The 15,613-nt window shown below is 73.1% G+C and carries 11 protein-coding genes (1 of these 11 cut by a window edge); 5 read left to right on the top strand and 6 right to left on the bottom strand.

Features of this window, described 5'->3' with window-relative positions:
* Positions 1-911, top strand: the 3' portion of a protein-coding gene (ptsP, locus tag HEP81_RS31865; protein WP_037650866.1) for a phosphoenolpyruvate--protein phosphotransferase. It extends 760 nt beyond the left edge of the window; the window shows 911 of its 1,671 coding nt (coding positions 761-1,671); the start codon falls outside the window, past its left edge; its stop codon occupies positions 909-911.
* A gap of 121 nt (positions 912-1,032) precedes the next feature.
* Here the strand turns inward: ptsP and HEP81_RS31860 are convergent, their stop codons facing one another.
* Positions 1,033-1,926 carry a hypothetical protein gene (locus tag HEP81_RS31860; RefSeq protein ID WP_037650867.1) on the bottom strand — a complete coding sequence of 298 codons (894 nt, stop codon included), beginning with the start codon at positions 1,924-1,926 and terminating at the stop codon, positions 1,033-1,035.
* A 167-nt stretch (positions 1,927-2,093) separates the two neighbouring features.
* On the bottom strand, positions 2,094-4,061 hold the full coding sequence (locus HEP81_RS31855) for an acetoacetate--CoA ligase (RefSeq protein ID WP_037650868.1): 1,968 nt from the start codon (positions 4,059-4,061) through the stop codon (positions 2,094-2,096).
* 230 nt (positions 4,062-4,291) lie between these two features.
* Between HEP81_RS31855 and HEP81_RS31850 the strand changes: the two genes are divergently transcribed.
* The gene (locus tag HEP81_RS31850) at positions 4,292-6,640 is read left to right on the top strand and encodes a glycoside hydrolase family 31 protein (RefSeq protein WP_078967117.1); all 2,349 of its coding nucleotides are present in this window, start codon (positions 4,292-4,294) and stop codon (positions 6,638-6,640) included.
* Between the two features lie 41 nt (positions 6,641-6,681).
* Here the strand turns inward: HEP81_RS31850 and HEP81_RS31845 are convergent, their stop codons facing one another.
* A complete protein-coding gene (locus HEP81_RS31845; protein ID WP_157854309.1) occupies positions 6,682-6,855 on the bottom strand; it encodes a hypothetical protein in 174 nt (57 codons plus the stop codon).
* A 272-nt stretch (positions 6,856-7,127) separates the two neighbouring features.
* Positions 7,128-7,664, bottom strand: a complete 537-nt coding sequence (locus HEP81_RS31840) for an NUDIX domain-containing protein (protein WP_037651298.1) — start codon at positions 7,662-7,664, stop codon at positions 7,128-7,130.
* 165 nt (positions 7,665-7,829) lie between these two features.
* Here HEP81_RS31840 and HEP81_RS31835 point away from each other — a divergent pair, with 165 nt between their 5' ends.
* The 3 genes from HEP81_RS31835 to HEP81_RS31825 all read left to right on the top strand — a co-directional run bounded on the left by HEP81_RS31835 (position 7,830) and on the right by HEP81_RS31825 (position 11,230).
* Complete coding sequence (locus HEP81_RS31835; RefSeq protein ID WP_037650869.1) at positions 7,830-8,258, top strand: Zn-ribbon domain-containing OB-fold protein; 429 nt, start codon at positions 7,830-7,832, stop codon at positions 8,256-8,258.
* The gene (locus tag HEP81_RS31830; RefSeq protein ID WP_037651301.1) at positions 8,255-9,445 is read left to right on the top strand and encodes a lipid-transfer protein; all 1,191 of its coding nucleotides are present in this window, start codon (positions 8,255-8,257) and stop codon (positions 9,443-9,445) included. Before HEP81_RS31835 ends, HEP81_RS31830 begins: the two co-directional genes overlap by 4 nt.
* A 138-nt stretch (positions 9,446-9,583) precedes the next feature.
* Positions 9,584-11,230 (top strand): GGDEF domain-containing protein, encoded by a 1,647-nt coding sequence (locus HEP81_RS31825; RefSeq protein ID WP_037650871.1) that lies wholly within the window; start codon positions 9,584-9,586, stop codon positions 11,228-11,230.
* A 38-nt stretch (positions 11,231-11,268) separates the two neighbouring features.
* Here the strand turns inward: HEP81_RS31825 and HEP81_RS31820 are convergent, their stop codons facing one another.
* Both HEP81_RS31820 and HEP81_RS31815 read right to left on the bottom strand, forming a co-directional pair.
* A complete protein-coding gene (locus HEP81_RS31820) occupies positions 11,269-11,874 on the bottom strand; it encodes a GTP-binding protein (RefSeq protein ID WP_037650873.1) in 606 nt (201 codons plus the stop codon).
* Positions 11,855-15,592 carry a hydantoinase B/oxoprolinase family protein gene (locus HEP81_RS31815; protein ID WP_037650875.1) on the bottom strand — a complete coding sequence of 1,246 codons (3,738 nt, stop codon included), beginning with the start codon at positions 15,590-15,592 and terminating at the stop codon, positions 11,855-11,857. The genes HEP81_RS31820 and HEP81_RS31815 overlap by 20 nt, the downstream gene beginning before the upstream one ends.
* Between the last annotated feature and the right edge of the window lie 21 nt (positions 15,593-15,613).

The raw sequence follows: 15,613 nt of genomic DNA, 5'->3' as shown, positions 1-15,613 counted from the left end.
CGACGGCGGACGGGCACAAGGTGCCGTTGCTGGCCAATGTGGGCGGTCCCGCGGATGTGCCGGCGGCGGTGGCGGCCGGGGCCGAGGGTGTCGGTCTGTTCCGTACCGAGTTCCTTTTCCTTGACGACAGTGAGCGCGCTCCTTCCGAGGAGAAGCAGATCGCGGCCTACCGGCAGGTGCTGGAGGCGTTCCCCGAGGGCCGGGTGGTCGTACGGGTGCTGGACGCGGGCGCGGACAAGCCGCTGGCCTTCCTGACTCCGGCGGACGAGCCGAACCCGGCGCTGGGCGTGCGGGGGCTGCGGACGCTGCTCGACCATCCGGACGTCCTGCGTACCCAGCTGACCGCGCTGGCGAAGGCCGCCGAGGGGCTGCCGGTCCACCTTGAGGTGATGGCGCCGATGGTGGCGGATCGCGCGGACGCGAGGGCGTTCGCGGACGCCTGTCGTGCGGCGGGGCTGCGGGCGAAGTTCGGGGCCATGGTGGAGATCCCGTCGGCGGCGCTGCGGGCGCGGTCGATCCTCCGGGAGGTCGAGTTCCTGTCGCTTGGCACCAATGACCTCGCGCAGTACACGTTCGCGGCGGACCGGCAGGTCGGCGCGGTGTCGCGGTTGCAGGATCCGTGGCAGCCGGCGCTGCTGGACCTGGTCGCGCTGTCCGCGGAGGCGGCCCGTGCCGAGGGCAAGAGCTGCGGGGTGTGCGGTGAGGCGGCGTCCGATCCGCTGCTGGCCTGTGTGCTGACCGGTCTGGGTGTCACCTCCCTGTCCATGGGTGCGGCGTCGCTGCCCTATGTCAGGGCGACGCTGGCGAAGTTCACGCTGGCGCAGTGTGAGCGGGCCGCGGCCGCGGCGCGGGCCGCGGACAGTGCCGAGGAGGCGCGCAGCGCTGCTCAGGGCGTGCTGTCCGGCGAGTAGCCGACGGGCCGGGCCGCCCGGTGACCGTGTCGGTCGTGTGGTCCAGGGGCGTCCCGCCTTCGGGTGGGGCGCCCCTGGCGCGTTCCGGATGTGTCCTTCGGTGCGTCCTCGGCGTGTCCGGTCAGTGGTGGTGGTCCGGTGCGGTGTTCCCCTCCCCCAGGTCCGGTGGTGCGCAGTAGTCGACGCCGGGTTCCGGCGCGATGAGGTCACCGGAATCGGCGTCGGTGCAGTACGCGTCGAACACCTCGGCCGCGGTGAGCGGTTCGAGGGTGCCGGCGCGCAGCCGCCAGCCGTGGACGCGGTCCGCGGTGCCGGGGGCGCTGGTGCGCAGGACCAGTCCGCCGGGGCTGCGGGTGGCGAGGCCCAGGGCGAGGACGCTGGTGAACTCCAGGGCCTCGGCCTCGTCCAGGCGGGTGGCGCCGTGGGTGTCCTCGTCCCCGTGCAGCACGGAGACGAGGGTCTCGGGTGCGCCCATCACGGTGCACACGAGATGCCGGTCGCCGGGCGGCGCGGTGTCGAGGATGCGGACCACGAGGTCGGAGGCGCGGGTGAAGGCGGCCCGGCCGATGTCCTCGCCGCAGGTGGGGCAGGGGCCGAGGCGGGTCAGCAGGGTGGTGGCGTACTCCCAGGTGGCCCGGCGTACGGCCGCGTCGACGAGGGTGGGGACGAGCGCGGCGAGCGGGCCGCCGTCGTAAGGGACGGTGGGGCCGGTGCCGGCGAGTTCCGCGGTGAAGCGGGTGCGGGTGGCGGGCAGGTCGGGGTCCAGGCCGGTCTCGGCGCAGTAGGCGGCGTAGTCCTCGGGGTCGAACAGGGCGAGGGTGGTGTGACCGCCGTGCGCGGCGCGGTCCTTCAGGACGTCCTCGACCTGGCGGAGGTAGGTCGGGTGGTCGTCGAAGGTGAAGCTGCGGTAGCGCCGCATGGCGCGGAAGTCGTGTTCGTCGGCGAGCAGGCCGATGGTGCCGGCGATCTCGCGGCGCAGGACGCTGCGCATGGTCCGGTGGTCGGTGTGCGCCATGTTTCCCCCATGTGTGCGCGGTCGATCAATGCTCACTCACCGTAACCTTCGGCACTGACAATGCCCGGTGCGACCACTCTGACCTGCGGCTTTCCCGGGCAGGAGGCGGCCCCGGGCTCACCGTCACACTCGGTGGGGCCGGGGCCGTCCGCACACGGGGGCGGGTGTCAGCCGCGTTTGCGGGCCAGTTCCTCGTAGAAGGCGAGCAGCGTGAGGTCGTCGATGGAGCCGGGGTTGACCGCCTTCTCCAGCGGGGTGCCCTGGAGGAGGCGCTTGACCGGGACCTCGATGCGCTTGCCGGTGAGGGTGTGCGGGACGCCGGGCACCTCGATGATCTCGTCGGGGACATGGCGCGGCGAGAGGTGTTCGCGGATGGCCCGCTTGACCTTGTCGAGGAGCGTGTCGTCCAGGCTGGCGCCCGGGGCGAGGTGCACGAAGAGCGGCATCCAGTAGCCGCCGTCGGGCTGTTCGATGCCGATGACCAGGGATTCCTTGATCTCGGGCAGGCGCTCGACCACCTCGTAGATGTCGGCGGAGCCCATGCGGACGCCCTGCCGGTTGAGGGTGGAGTCGGAGCGGCCGTGGATGATCACGGTGCCGCGCCCGGTGAGGGTGATCCAGTCGCCGTGGCGCCAGACGCCGGGGTAGGTGTCGAAGTAGCTGTCGTGGTACCGGCTGCCGTCGGGGTCGTTCCAGAAGCGGATCGGCATGGACGGCATGGGCTGGGTGACGACGAGTTCGCCCACCTCGTCCACGAGGGGCTCGCCCGCGGGGTCCCAGGCCTGGAGGTCGGTGCCGAGGGCGGGGGCCTGGAGTTCGCCGGTGTACACGGGCAGGGTGGGCACGCCGCCCGCGAAGCAGGAGCAGACGTCGGTGCCGCCGCTGACGGAGGCGATCCAGAGGTCCTCGCCGACCTCGTCGTGCAGCCAGCGGAAGCCGTCGGGCGGCAGCGGGGAGCCGGTGGTGGCGACGCACTTGACGGCGGAGATGTCGTAGTCGCGCGACGGATGGACGCCGGCCTTGCGGCAGGCCATGACGTAGGCGGCGGAGGTGCCGTAGAGGGTGGCTCCGGTGCGTTCGGCGACCTTCCACTGGGCGCCGGTGTCGGGGTAGCCGGGGCTGCCGTCGTACAGGACGATCGTCGTACCCGTGAGCAGGCCGGAGACGAGGAAGTTCCACATCATCCAGCCGGTCGAGGTGTACCAGAAGAAGCGGTCCTCGGGGCCGAGGTCGCAGTGCAGGCCCAGCTGCTTGAGGTGTTCGACCAGGATGCCGCCCTGGGACTGGACGATGGCCTTGGGCAGGCCGGTCGTACCGGAGGAGTAGAGCACCCACAGCGGGTGGTCGAAGGGGACCTGTTCGAAGACGGGAGCGGTGTCGCCGGAGGCCACGGCGGACCATTCGAGGGCGCCCTCGGGTGCCTCGGTGCCGAGCAGCGGGATGTGCACGACGGCCCGCAGGGTGGGCAGTTCGCGGCGCAGTTCGGCGACGGTCTCGCGGCGGTCGTGCTCCTTGCCGCCGTAGCGGTAGCCGTCGACGGTGAACAGGACGACGGGTTCGACCTGCTGGAAGCGGTCGAGGACGGAGCGGGCGCCGAAGTCGGGGGCGCAGGAGGTCCATACGGCGCCGACGGAAGCGGTGGCCAGGAGGGCGGCGACGGCCTGCGGGATGTTGGGCAGGTAGCCGCTGACGCGGTCGCCGGGGCGTACGCCGAGGGCGCGCAGCTCGGCGGCGAGCGAGCCGACCTGGCCGCGCAGTTCGGCCCAGGTGACGGGGCGCGGCTCGTGGGTCTCGTCCACGTACAGCAGCGCGGGCTCGTCGGGGCGGTCCTCGGCCGCGCGCAGGGCGTGTTCGGCGTAGTTGAGGGTGGCGCCGGGGAACCACTGGGCGCCGGGCATCGCGCGGGCGCCGAGGACCTGGGTGTACGGGGTGGAGAAGCGAATGTCGAACCACTCGGTGACGGCCTTCCAGAAGGCGTCCAGATGGTCGACGGACCAGCGGTGCAGTGCGGCGTAGCCGCCGTCGGCCGGAGCCCCGTGATGGGCGGCGGCCCACGCCTGGAACGCGGTGATGCGTGCCTGGGCGATCCGCGCGGGATCGGGCTGCCAGAGCGGCTGGGGGTTCGCGGTCGACATGGGGCGGCTCCCGGACTGTACGCGTCGTGTGCGTCGGTCCGCGCACGGCTGGGTGTGCGCGTGACGCGGCTGACAGGGACGATGCCATGTGATCGACTTCCGCACCAGGGTGAGCTTCATATCATCCGGCTGGCGAAACTCATCCGGCTGGTGAAACGGCGGGTCGGGCAGAGGTGAACGGAAATTGAACGGCACGCGCGCGGGGGCCGCTCGGTGGCAGGGTGAGCAGCATGGACGGTCGTGACCTGGTGCGTTCGGTGCGTGTGATCGGTTCGGGACGAGCTGCGAGGGGGGTGCGGGCGGCGTGGCGCAGACGGCGGATCGACGCCGCCGGGCTGCCCCGGCGGGGGCCGGAGCGGGCGCGGGTGCCCGGGCAGGTGGAGCGTGCCGAACCGGGGCCCGGCGGTGGGGTGATCCGGTTCAGCCGGTCGGAGCTGCGGATCATGGTCGCGGTGAACGGCGCGGTGTTCTGGGGCTGGGACGGGGCAACGCCGGGGCCGTCGTACGCGTTGGCGGGGAGCGGGCCCGAGCCGGATCCGCGGGCGGTCCTGGAGCCGGACAAGGACGGCGGCTGGCGGGTGGTGGCCGAGCGGGTGACGGTCGTCGTCTCGCGGCACGGCGCGGTGGAGGTGTGCACGCCGGGTGGTGTGGTGCTGCGCCGGGAGCTGCCGCCGCGCTGGTGGGAGCCGGTCGAGGGGGGCGTCGGGCGGTGGATGCAGCGTGCGGAGGTGGCGGCGGACGCGCGGTTCTTCGGGCTCGGCGGGCGCGCGTCCGGGCCGCGGCTGCGGGACGGGTCGTACCGGCTGTGGAACACCGATCCCGGCGGTTCGTTCGCACCGGGTGACGATCCGCTGTATCTGACCATGCCGGTGCAGCTGGTGGTGGCGGACGCGGGGACGCATCTGATGTTCTACGACACCACGTGGGACGGCACGGTGGTGCTGCGCGAGGGCGAGGAGGGCGCGGGCTCCGGGCACGACCGGGCGGGGCGCTGCGAGCTGCGGATGGACGGCGGGCCGCTGCGCTGCTGGGTGATGGTGGGGCCGCCGGCGCGGGTGCTGCTCACCTGGGCCTCGCTGACGGGGGCGCCCGCGCTGCCGCCGGCCTGGGCGCTCGGTCATCAGCACGCGCGGTGGGGGTTCGGCAGCGAGCAGGAGGTGCGCCGGATCGTCGCGGGCTATCAGGAGCGCGGGCTGCCGCTGGACGCCGTTCATCTGGACATCGACCACTACGACGACCACCGGGTCTTCACCGTGGACCGGGAGCGGTTCCCGAAGCTGCCGGTGCTCGCGGAGGAGCTGCGGCGGGACGGGATCCGGCTGGTCTCGGTCGTGGATCCGGCGGTGAAGGCGGCGCCGGGGGACCCGGTGTACGACGGCGGCATGGCGGTGGACGCGTTCGTGCGGGATGCCTCGGGGCGGCCGGTGCGGGGGGTGGTGTGGGCCGGCGAGTCGGTGTACCCGGACTTCACGCATCCGCGGGTGCGTCAGTGGTGGGGCGGACTGTACGAGGAGCGTCTTGAGCAGGGGTTCGCCGGGTTCTGGCATGACATGAACGAGCCGGTGTCCTTCAACGCCTTCGGCGAGCCGACGCTGCCGCGCTCGGCCAGGCACGCGCTGGAGGGGCGCGGCGGGGACCATCGCGAGGCGCACAACGTGTACGGGCTGTGCATGGCGCGCGCGGGGTACGAGGGGCTGCGCGAACTGGCGCCCCAGGAGCGGCCGTTCCTGTTCACGCGGTCGGGCTGGGCGGGGATGCAGCGGTACGGCGGCACATGGTCGGGCGATGTGGCGACGGGCTGGCCCGGGTTGCGGGCCTCGCTGTCGCTGGTGCTGGGGCTCGGGCTGTGCGGGGTGCCGTACTCGGGCCCGGATGTCGGTGGCTTCGACGGCAGTCCGTCACCGGAGTTGTATCTGCGGTGGTTCCAACTCGGCGCGTATCTCCCGCTGTTCCGCACGCACGCGAGTACCCGGGCCGGGCGGCGTGAGCCGTGGGAGTTCGGGTCGGAGGTGCTGGAGCACGCGCGGGCGGCACTGCTCGAACGCCGGCGGCTGCTGCCGTACTTCGTGACGCTCTCCCATCTGGCCCGGCGCACCGGCGGGCCCTATGTGCGGCCGGTGTGGTGGAACGCACCGGAGGACCGGGCCCTGCGCGACTGCGAGGACACGTTTCTGCTGGGCGACAGTCTGCTGGTGGCGCCGGTGCTGGAGGCGGGCGCGGACCGGCGCGTGGTGCGGCTGCCGCGGGGGCGCTGGTACGAGACCACGACGGAACGGGCCTACGAGGGCCCCGGCCAGGTCCTGGTGGACGCGCCGCTTTCCCGGATACCGGTGTTCGCACGGGCGGGCGCGGTGCTGCCGGTGCGCGGCGACACCGGCCTGGAACTGGAGACCTGGGCCCCGGCGCCCGGCCGGACCGGCGGCGGCCTGGTGATACGGGACGCGGGCGACGGCTGGGACGTACCGGAGATGGAACGCTATGTGTCCCGCCGCCAGGGCGGGAGAGTGGCGGTCACCCGGGAGGGCGAGGACGGGGTGAGCGAGCCGGAGTGGCCGGTGCGGGTACGGGGACTTCGGTGAGCCGGGCTCGGCTCGCGGGTCCGCATCGCCGGTGGGGGCGCTCACGCCTGGCGGTCGTACGGTGATCTGCCGAGCGCCTCGCAGACGAACTCGCCCGCGGCGAGCCGCACATCGTCCGTGATGCCGCTCTGGCCGAGCTGCTGTGCGGCGGCCTGTGCCCGGGCGTCGACCTCGGGGGTGAAGCAGTGGGGGTTCTGGAGGACGGCGTCGGCCACCGCCCGCGCCTTGAGGAGCCGCTGCGCGTCATCCGTATGCAGCTCCCTGCTTCGTCCACTCGTCGACGAGGACTTCCGCCGCGGGTCGGGACGCGGCACACGACGGGGCCGCCGAACCGTGGGTCCGTACTCCCTCCTCGTACTCCCCGGCTGCCGGCAGAACGGCCCCGACCGCGGCCAGGGTGACGTCCAATGTCTTCCCACGAAGCCTCACGGTATGGCCAACGCCCCTTTGCGGTAAGGGGCGTTGCCACTGAGCAGCCGGGCGGGGGTCAGATGTAGCGGCCCTCGAAGAATGCTCGGACCGCGACGCTGTGGAGGGGGAAGGCGAGGTCCTCGGGACGGCGCAGGAGGTGCCAGCCCTCCGTCTCGGGGGTGGGGGCGGGCGGCGGGAGGACGTCGGCGGGGCGTTCGGGGAGGAGGCCGAACAGGAGGAGATGCCCGTCGGGGGAGCTCATGGCGTCGACGAGGCGGACGTCGCGGGCGGCGGCGTCGATGCCGGTCTCCTCCTTGAGTTCGCGGACGACGGCCTGCTTCCAGTCCTCGCGGTCGTCCACGTAGCCGCCGGGCAGGGCCGTGCCGCCGCGGGCGGGGGCGATGGTGCGGGTGATGACGACCAGGGCGGTGCCCTCGGTGTCGTACACGGGCTGGAGCGCGATCGCCACGGGCAGCGGGTTGCGGTAGGCGACCGTGCCGCAGGACGGGCAGGTGCGCGGCCAGCCGGTGACGCCCTCTCCATAGGGCACCCCGCAGGCGGAACAGTGCGATCCCGGTGCGGAGTTGGCGATGGGTTGCTGATTCTCGGACACGCGCGGACTGTATCCGATCACGGGAACGACGTCTTCCGTAAGTGGTGTTGTCCGGTACGGACACGCTCTGCCCATTTCCCGTCGGACGTGCCAGACTCCTGACGTGTCGTCAGATATACCGGATCCGCTGTGACGGGAGGGGTTTTGCCGCACACCAGGACACCCGTGATCACCGGCTGGTTCACCGGCGAGGGCGACGGTTTCCGTCTCCTCGGCACCCGCTGCGCGTCCTGCGCCTCGGTCTTCTTCCCGCGCGAGGACGTCCACTGCCGCAATCCGCACTGCGCGGGCGGCACCCTGGAGGAGACCCCGCTGTCCCGGACGGGACGCGTCTGGTCGTACACCGACACCCGGTACCGCCCGCCGTCCCCCTATGTGAGCGATGCCGAACTCCCCTGGGAGCCGTACGCGTTGATCGCGGTGGAGCTGGCGGCCGAGCGGATCGTGGTGCTGGGACAGGCGGCCCCCGGGATCACCGTCGCCGATCTCGCGGTGGGGATGGAGGCGGAGGCCGTCGAAGGCGTGCTCCACGGCGTCGGCGAGACGGAGACGACGGCGACGTGGAACTGGCGGCCGACGGGGGCGATGTCATGACGGGAGACGTCGCCGTGCTCGGCGCGGGCATGCACCCCTGGGGCAAGTGGGGGCGCGGCTTCGTGGAGTACGGCGCGGCGGCGGCCCGCGCGGCACTCGCGGACGCCGGTGTCGACTGGCGGGACGTGGGCTCCGTCGTCGGCGCGGACACGGTGCGGGGCGGCTACCCGGGGTTCGTGGCGGGGGCGTCGTACGCCAGGGCGCTGGGCTGGCAGGGCGCCCGGGTCACCAGTGTGTACGCGGCCTGCGCGTCGGGGGCGCAGGCGATCGCCGCGGCGCGGGCGCAGATCCTCGCCCGCCTCGCCGACGTGGTGCTCGTGGTGGGCGCGGACGCGGCGCCCAAGGGCTTCTTCCGGCCGGCGGGCGGCGACCGGCCCGACGACCCCGACTGGCTCCGCTTCCGGCTGCTGGGCGCCACCAACCCGGCGTACTTCGGGCTGTACGCGCGCCGGCGGATGGCGGTGCACGGCGACACACCGGAGGACTTCGCGCTGGTCAAGGTGAAGAACGCCGCGATGGGGGCGCTGAATCCGTACGCCCGCTACCGCAAGCGGGTCACCGCCGAGGAGGTCGCCGCCTCCGCGGTGGTCGCCGATCCGCTGCGGCTGCTGGACATCTGCGCCACCTCCGACGGCGGCGCCGCCCTGGTGCTGTCCTCCATGGAGTTCGCCCGCCGGCACGGCGCCGCGCGGCCGGTGCGGATCCGCGCGGTCTCCACGGTGACGCCCCGCTTCCCGAACCCGGTGCTCGACCTGCCGGACATCGCCACCGACCCGGCGGTCGCGGCGCGGCCTCCGGAGGAGACCTTCCGCGCCTCCATCGCCCGCGCCGCCTACGAGGAGGCCGGCCTCGGCCCCGGGGACCTGGATCTGGCCGAGGTGTACGACCTGTCCACCGCGCTGGAGTTGCAGTGGTACGAGGATCTGGGGCTGTGCGGCGCGGGCGAGGGGGCGAAGCTGCTGCGGGAGGGCGTGACGGCACCGGGCGGCCGGACACCGGTCAACGCCAGCGGCGGGCTCGCCTCCTTCGGTGAGGCCGTCCCGGCCCAGGCCATCGCCCAGGTCTGCGAGCTGACCTGGCAGTTGCGGGGCGCGGCGGGCGAGCGGCAGATCGAGGGTGCGCGAGTGGGCGTCACCGCCAATCAGGGGCTGTTCGGGCATGGTTCGTCGGTGGTGGCGGTGCGGTGAGGGGCGGCCAGTGGGGCGTCCAAGGGGCGTTCATTGGGCATACAGGTCGATTGTCACGCTGTGCGATCGTCCCGGAATCCTGTGTGAACGTCTCATGAACTGACCCTGGGTGCCCACGCGCGGCGCCATCATGCTGCCGTGCACTCCTGGACGGACTCTCTCCGCTTCGCCTTCCAGCCGCTGGTGAACCTGAGGACGGGCGCGGTCGCCGCGCTGGAGGCGTTCGCCCGCCCGGAGACCGGCGACATCCTGGCCGAGGCCCGCCGTGACCCGGAACTGGACGGCGCGCTGGTCGTGTTGGCGCTGCGCTCGGCCATGCGCAGGGAGCGGCTGCTGCCGCTGCATGTGAACGTGTTCGCGGGCACCCTCGCCGACCTCGGGGGTCTCACCCCGCTGCATGACGCGGTGCGGGCGGAGGGGCGGGGGCCCTGGGAGGTGACGCTGGACGTCGTACCGCCGTACACGCATGTGCCGCACCGGGCGCTGCTGGAGGCGGTGGCCGCGCTGCGGGAGCAGGGGTTCCGGATCAGCGCGGACGGGGTCGGGGACGGCGATGTGCCGCTGCGGCTGCTCACCGACCTCTCCCCCGATCTGGTCAAGCTGGACGCCTCGCTGCTGGCCAGGCCCGCCGCGGTACGGGCGATGCGGACCCTGTGCGAGGAGCTGGACGCCCTGGTCGCCGTGGAGGGGGTGGAGACCGAGGGGCAGTACGCGGCGGCGGTGTCGGCGGGGGCGCAGCTGGCTCAGGGCGAGCTGTTCGCGCCGCCCGCCCGGATCCCGGTGGCGGACGTCTATGTGCCGTCCTTCTCCCCCGCCGCCCCGGTCGTGCCCAGGACCGGGCCGTCGGTACGGGAGTTCGTGCGCCCGGCCGCCGTGCTGCCGGTGACGGCCTCGGCCGGGCAGGTGCGGGCCCTGCTGACCGGTTCGCCGGACGTCTCCGGGGTGCTGCTGGTGGACCAGGCGGGCAGACCCGTGCGGTCGGTGCACCGCTCGCGCTTCCTGCTGTCGATGTCCGGCCGCTACGGGCACGCCCTGTACGCCGACCGTCCCGCCGCGCGGCTCGGGGACGCACCGCGCACGGTCGGGATGGACGCCACCGCCTGGGAGGTGCTGGACGTGGTGGCGATCGGCGGCCGGGACCGGACCAGCGACGATGTGGCGGTGCTGGACGCGCACGGGCGGTGCGTGGGTGTCGTACGGCTCGCGGACCTGGTGCGGGCGCTGGCCGAGAGCCGGGTGGAGGAGGCGGCCGGGCTCAATCCGCTGACCCGGTTGCCGGGTTCGGACGCGATCACCGGTGAGGTGGACCGGCGGATCGCGGACGGGCGGCCGTTCGCGCTGAGCTGGCTGGACATCGACCACTTCAAGAAGGTGAACGACGGTGCCGGTTTCGCCGCGGGCGACGAGCTGATCCGCTCGGTGGGGCGGGTGCTGACACAGGCGATCGCCGGGCAGGGGCGGGTGGGGCACATCGGCGGGGACGACTTCCTGGTGCTGGCCGACGAGGAGACGCTCGGCCCGCTGGCCGCGGCGGTGCTGGACGCCCCCTGGTCGGCGGGTGGGCGGCCGGTCACGCTGTCGCTGGCGACCGTGGTGTGCGGGCCGGGCAGCGTGCACGACCACCGTCAGGCCGCCGCCCAGCTCGCCCCGCTGAAGCAGGCGGCCAAGGCGCTCGGCGGGGCGAGCTGGGTACTCGGCCGCGCGGGCCTGACCGGACATGAGGTACGGCGGGGTGGCGGGGCGGTGACCCCGGTACGGGCGGCCGCCGCCGAGCCTCAGTGGTGAACGGCCCCCATATGTAAGTGACTTGAGACCTGTTCCCCTCAGCTGCCCACCGGCTGGCGGTGGTCGGCCGTGTAGCGCATGGCGTGTTCGATGAGGTCGATGAGGACGTCCTTGGCCGATTGCCGGTCGCGGGCGTCGCACAGCACCACGGGCACCCCGGGGTCCAGATCGAGCGCCTGGCGGACCGAGTCGGAGGGGTAACGGGCGGCGCCGTCGAAGCAGTTGACGGCGACCAGGAAGGGGATGGAGCGCCGCTCGAAGTAGTCGACGGCGGCGAAGGAGTCCTCCAGACGGCGGGTGTCGGCGAGTACCACGGCGCCGAGCGCGCCCTCGGACAGCTCGTCCCACATGAACCAGAACCGCTCCTGCCCGGGCGTGCCGAACAAGTACAGGACCAGGTCCTCGCGCAGGGTGATCCGGCCGAAGTCCATGGCCACGGTGGTGGTGTTCTTGGCCTCCACCCCGCTGGTGTCGTCGACCGGGCGCCCGGCCTCGGTGAGCTGCTCCTCGGTGCGCAGCGGGCGGATCTCGCTGATCGCGCCGACCAGGGTGGTCTTGCCCACGCCGAAGCCGCCCGCCACCAGGATCTTGAGCGTGACGGGCTCGACCGGGAAATTGCCGTGCTCAGAACGCCCGAGGACCATCGTTCACTTCTCCTGCTTGCTGGGGTTCGGGCGACGGCCGGCCGTAGCCGCCGCCACCGGGGGTTTTGATGACCAGTACGTCGCCGGGGCCGACCTCGGTGGAACCGCTGCCGCCGAGATCGGTGACACCGCCGTCGGCCCGTTCGACCCGGTTGGTGCCGAGCGCTCCGGGGGCGCCGCCCGCCATGCCGTACGGGGGCACTCGGCGGTGCTGGGAGAGGGTGGAGACGGTCATGGGCTCCAGGAACCGGATGCGGCGCACCGCGCCGTCGCCGCCGCGCCAGGTGCCGGCGCCGCCGCTCCCGTGCCGTACGGCGAACTCCTCCAGGCGGACGGGCAGTCGCCACTCCAGGATCTCGGGGTCGGTGAGCCGGGAGTTGGTCATATGGGTCTGTACGACATCGGCCCCGGGGAAGCCGTCGCCCGCGCCGGAGCCGGACGCGACGGTCTCGTAGTACTGGTGGCGTTCGTTGCCGAAGGTGACGTTGTTCATCGTGCCGGAGCCCTCGGCCTGGACGCCGAGCGCCGCGTACAGGGCGCCGGTGATGGCCTGGGAGGTCTCCACGTTGCCCGCGACGACGGCGGCCGGGGGCTTCGGCGCGAGCAGGGAGCCGGGCGGTACGACGATGTCCAGGGGACGCAGGCAGCCGTCATTGAGCGGGATGTCGTCGGCCACCAGGGTGCGGAAGACGTACAGGACGGCCGCGTTGACGACGGCGAAGGGGGCGTTGAAGTTGGTGGGGAGCTGCCCGGAGGTGCCGGTGAAGTCGATGGTGGCCCGGCGCTCGGCCCGCTCGACCCGGACCCGGACGTGGATGACGGCGCCCGCGTCGGTCTCGTAGGCGTACTCGCCGTCGTCCAGGGCGTCGATGACGCGGCGGACCGCTTCCTCGGCGTTGTCCTGGACGTGCCGCATATAGGCCTGTACGACATCGAGGCCGAACTCGCCGATCATGCGGCGGACTTCGTCGACGCCCTTCTGGTTGGCGGCGATCTGGGCGCGCAGGTCGGCGAGGTTGGTGCGGGGGTTGCGGGAGGGGTGGCGGGCCTCGGTGAGCAGACGCCGGGTCTCCTCCTCGCGGAAGCGGCCGCCCTCGGCGAGCGGCCAGTTGTCGAACAGGACGCCCTCCTCCTCGATGGTGCGGCTGTGGGCGGGCATGGAGCCGGGGGCGATGCCGCCGATCTCGGCGTGGTGGCCGCGGGAGGCGACGTAGAAGAGGAGCCGGGGCCGCCGGGTCTCCGGGGCCGCCGGAGCACCGGCGTCGGGGGTCTCCGTGTCGAACACCGGGGTGATCACGGTGACATCGGGCAGATGGGTGCCGCCGTGGTACGGGTCGTTGACGGCGTAGGTGTCGCCCGGCCGCATGGAGTCGCCCCGGCGGCGGATGACCTCCTTGACGCTCGTGCCCATGGAGCCCAGGTGGACGGGGATGTGGGGGGCGTTGGCCACCAGGTTGCCGTCCGGGTCGAACAGGGCGCAGGAGAAGTCCAGGCGTTCCTTGATGTTGACGGACTGGGCGGTGGACTCCAGCCGGGCGCCCATCTGTTCGGCGATCGACATGAAGAGGTTGTTGAAGACCTCAAGGAGAACCGGATCGGCTTCCGTGCTCGGCCGGGAACCCCGGGTGACCGCGGTGCGTTCCATGAGCAGATGTCCGTCGTCGGTGGCCGCGGCCCGCCAGCCGTCGTCCACCACGGTCGTCGCGCCGGCCTCGGTGATGATCGCCGGGCCGGTGACGGTCTCGCCGGGAGGAAGGGCCTCGCGGCGGTGCAGGGGTACGTCGCGCCAGGAGCCGCCGGTGTGCAGGCGGACGGTCTCGGGTGCGGCGGGCCGTCCCTCGTACGGGGCGAGGGCGGTCAGATCGGGGGGTGGGGTGATGCCGGTGGCCTCGACGGAGAGGGCTTCCACGACGATCGGGCGGTCGAGGGTGAAGGAGTAGGTGGCGCGATGGCGCTGCTCGAACGCGCCGCGCATGGCGTCGGGTTCGGCCAGTCCGACGGTGAGCGCGGTGTCGGTGCCGTCGTAGCGGAGCTGGGCGCGGTGGGTGACCCGGACGCGGTCCTCGGGGATGTCCTCGGCCGTGAGTTCGGCGCGGGCGGCGGCCTCCAGGTCGGCGGCGGCCGCGCGGATGCCGGGCATGGCGGCCGGCTCCAGGGGCGCCTCGACGGACTGTTCGCGCATGGCGGTGGTGTCGGCGAGGCCGATGCCGAGCGCGGAGAGGACCCCGGCCATGGGGGGTACGAGCACGGTGCGGATGCCGAGCGACTCGGCGACCCGGCAGGCGTGCTGACCGCCCGCGCCGCCGAAGGTGGTCAGCGCGTAGCGGGTCACGTCGTGGCCCTGCTGGACGGAGATCCGCTTGATCGCGTTGGCGATGTTGGCGACGGCGATGTCCAGATAGCCCTCGGCCACCTGTTCGGGGGTGCGGTCGTCCCCGGTGGCCCGGTGGATCTCGCGGGCGAGTGCGGTGAACCGGTCGGTGACGAGCCCAGCGTCCAGTCGCTGGTCGCCGTCGGGCCCGAACACGGCCGGGAAGTGGGCGGGTTGGATCCGGCCGAGCATCACATTGGCGTCGGTGACGGTGAGCGGGCCGCCGGCCCGGTAGCAGGCGGGGCCGGGGGTGGCACCCGCCGAATCGGGGCCCACGCGGTAGCGGGAGCCGTCGAAGTGGAGCACGGAGCCGCCGCCCGCGGCCACGGTGTGGATGTCGAGCATCGGGGCGCGCAGCCGTACGCCCGCGACCTGGGTGTCGAAGACCCGCTCATAGGCACCGGCGAAGTGCGAGACATCGGTGGAGGTGCCGCCCATGTCGAAGCCGATGACCCGGTCGAAGCCCGCGCGCTGGGACATCCGGGCCATGCCGACGATGCCCCCGGCCGGTCCGGACAGGATGGCGTCCTTGCCGCGGAACTGCCCCGCCTCGGTGAGGCCGCCGTTGGACTGCATGAACATCAGCCGCACCCCGCGCAGTTCGTCGGCCACCTGGCGGACGTGGCGGTGCAGCACCGGTGAGAGGTAGGCGTCGGCCACGGCGGTGTCGCCGCGCGGGACCAGCTTCATCAGCGGACTGACCTCGCTGGACAGGGAGATCTGCGGGAAGCCGGTGCGGGCCGCGAGGTCACCGATGGCGCGTTCGTGGGCGGGGTGCAGATGGCTGTGCAGGCAGACGACGGCGACGGCGCGGATCCCGTCGTCGTACGCCTCTTGGAGCGCGGGCGCGAGCGCGTCCAGGTCGGGGGCGCGCAGCACGGTGCCGTCGGCGGCGATGCGTTCGTCGGCCTCGATCACCCGGGTGTAGAGCGCCTCGGGCAGCTCGATACGGCGGGCGAAGATGCGCGGCCGGTTCTGGTAGGCGATGCGCAGGGCGTCGCGGAAGCCGCGGGTGATGACCAGGAGGGTGGGTTCGCCGGCGCGCTCCAGGAGGGCGTTGGTGGCGACGGTGGTGCCCATGCGGACGGCCTCGACGGGCTCCGGGGAGTCGCCGAGGAGGGCGCGGATGCCGGTGACGGCGGCGTCGGGGGTGGGGCGGTGGCCTGCGCCCTGAATGCCGGGAGCGTCGCCCCGGGTGGCGGGGGCGGTGTCCGGGCCGGGCTCGGGGTGGGGGCGGGCCGGGTTGTCGGAGAGCACCTTGTGCGTGAGCAGGCGGCCGTCCGGGCGACGCGCGACGATATCGGTGAAGGTGCCGCCTCGGTCGACCCAGAACTGCCAGCCTGTCACGTCAGTACTCCGCTTCCGCGC

Source organism: Streptomyces griseofuscus (genome assembly GCF_014673495.1).
In the GTDB taxonomy this organism is placed as follows: domain Bacteria; phylum Actinomycetota; class Actinomycetes; order Streptomycetales; family Streptomycetaceae; genus Streptomyces; species Streptomyces murinus.
Note: the sequence above shows the minus strand (reverse complement) of the source record. Positions and strands in the feature narration are given on the sequence as shown.

Coding starts and splice junctions, on each gene's coding strand:
- HEP81_RS31860 (WP_037650867.1), bottom strand. CDS start 1,926: ATGGCGCACACCGACCACCGGACCATGCGCAGCGTCCTGCGCCGCGAG.
- HEP81_RS31855 (WP_037650868.1), bottom strand. CDS start 4,061: ATGTCGACCGCGAACCCCCAGCCGCTCTGGCAGCCCGATCCCGCGCGG.
- HEP81_RS31850 (WP_078967117.1), top strand. CDS start 4,292: ATGGACGGTCGTGACCTGGTGCGTTCGGTGCGTGTGATCGGTTCGGGA.
- HEP81_RS31830 (WP_037651301.1), top strand. CDS start 8,255: ATGACGGGAGACGTCGCCGTGCTCGGCGCGGGCATGCACCCCTGGGGC.
- HEP81_RS31820 (WP_037650873.1), bottom strand. CDS start 11,874: ATGGTCCTCGGGCGTTCTGAGCACGGCAATTTCCCGGTCGAGCCCGTC.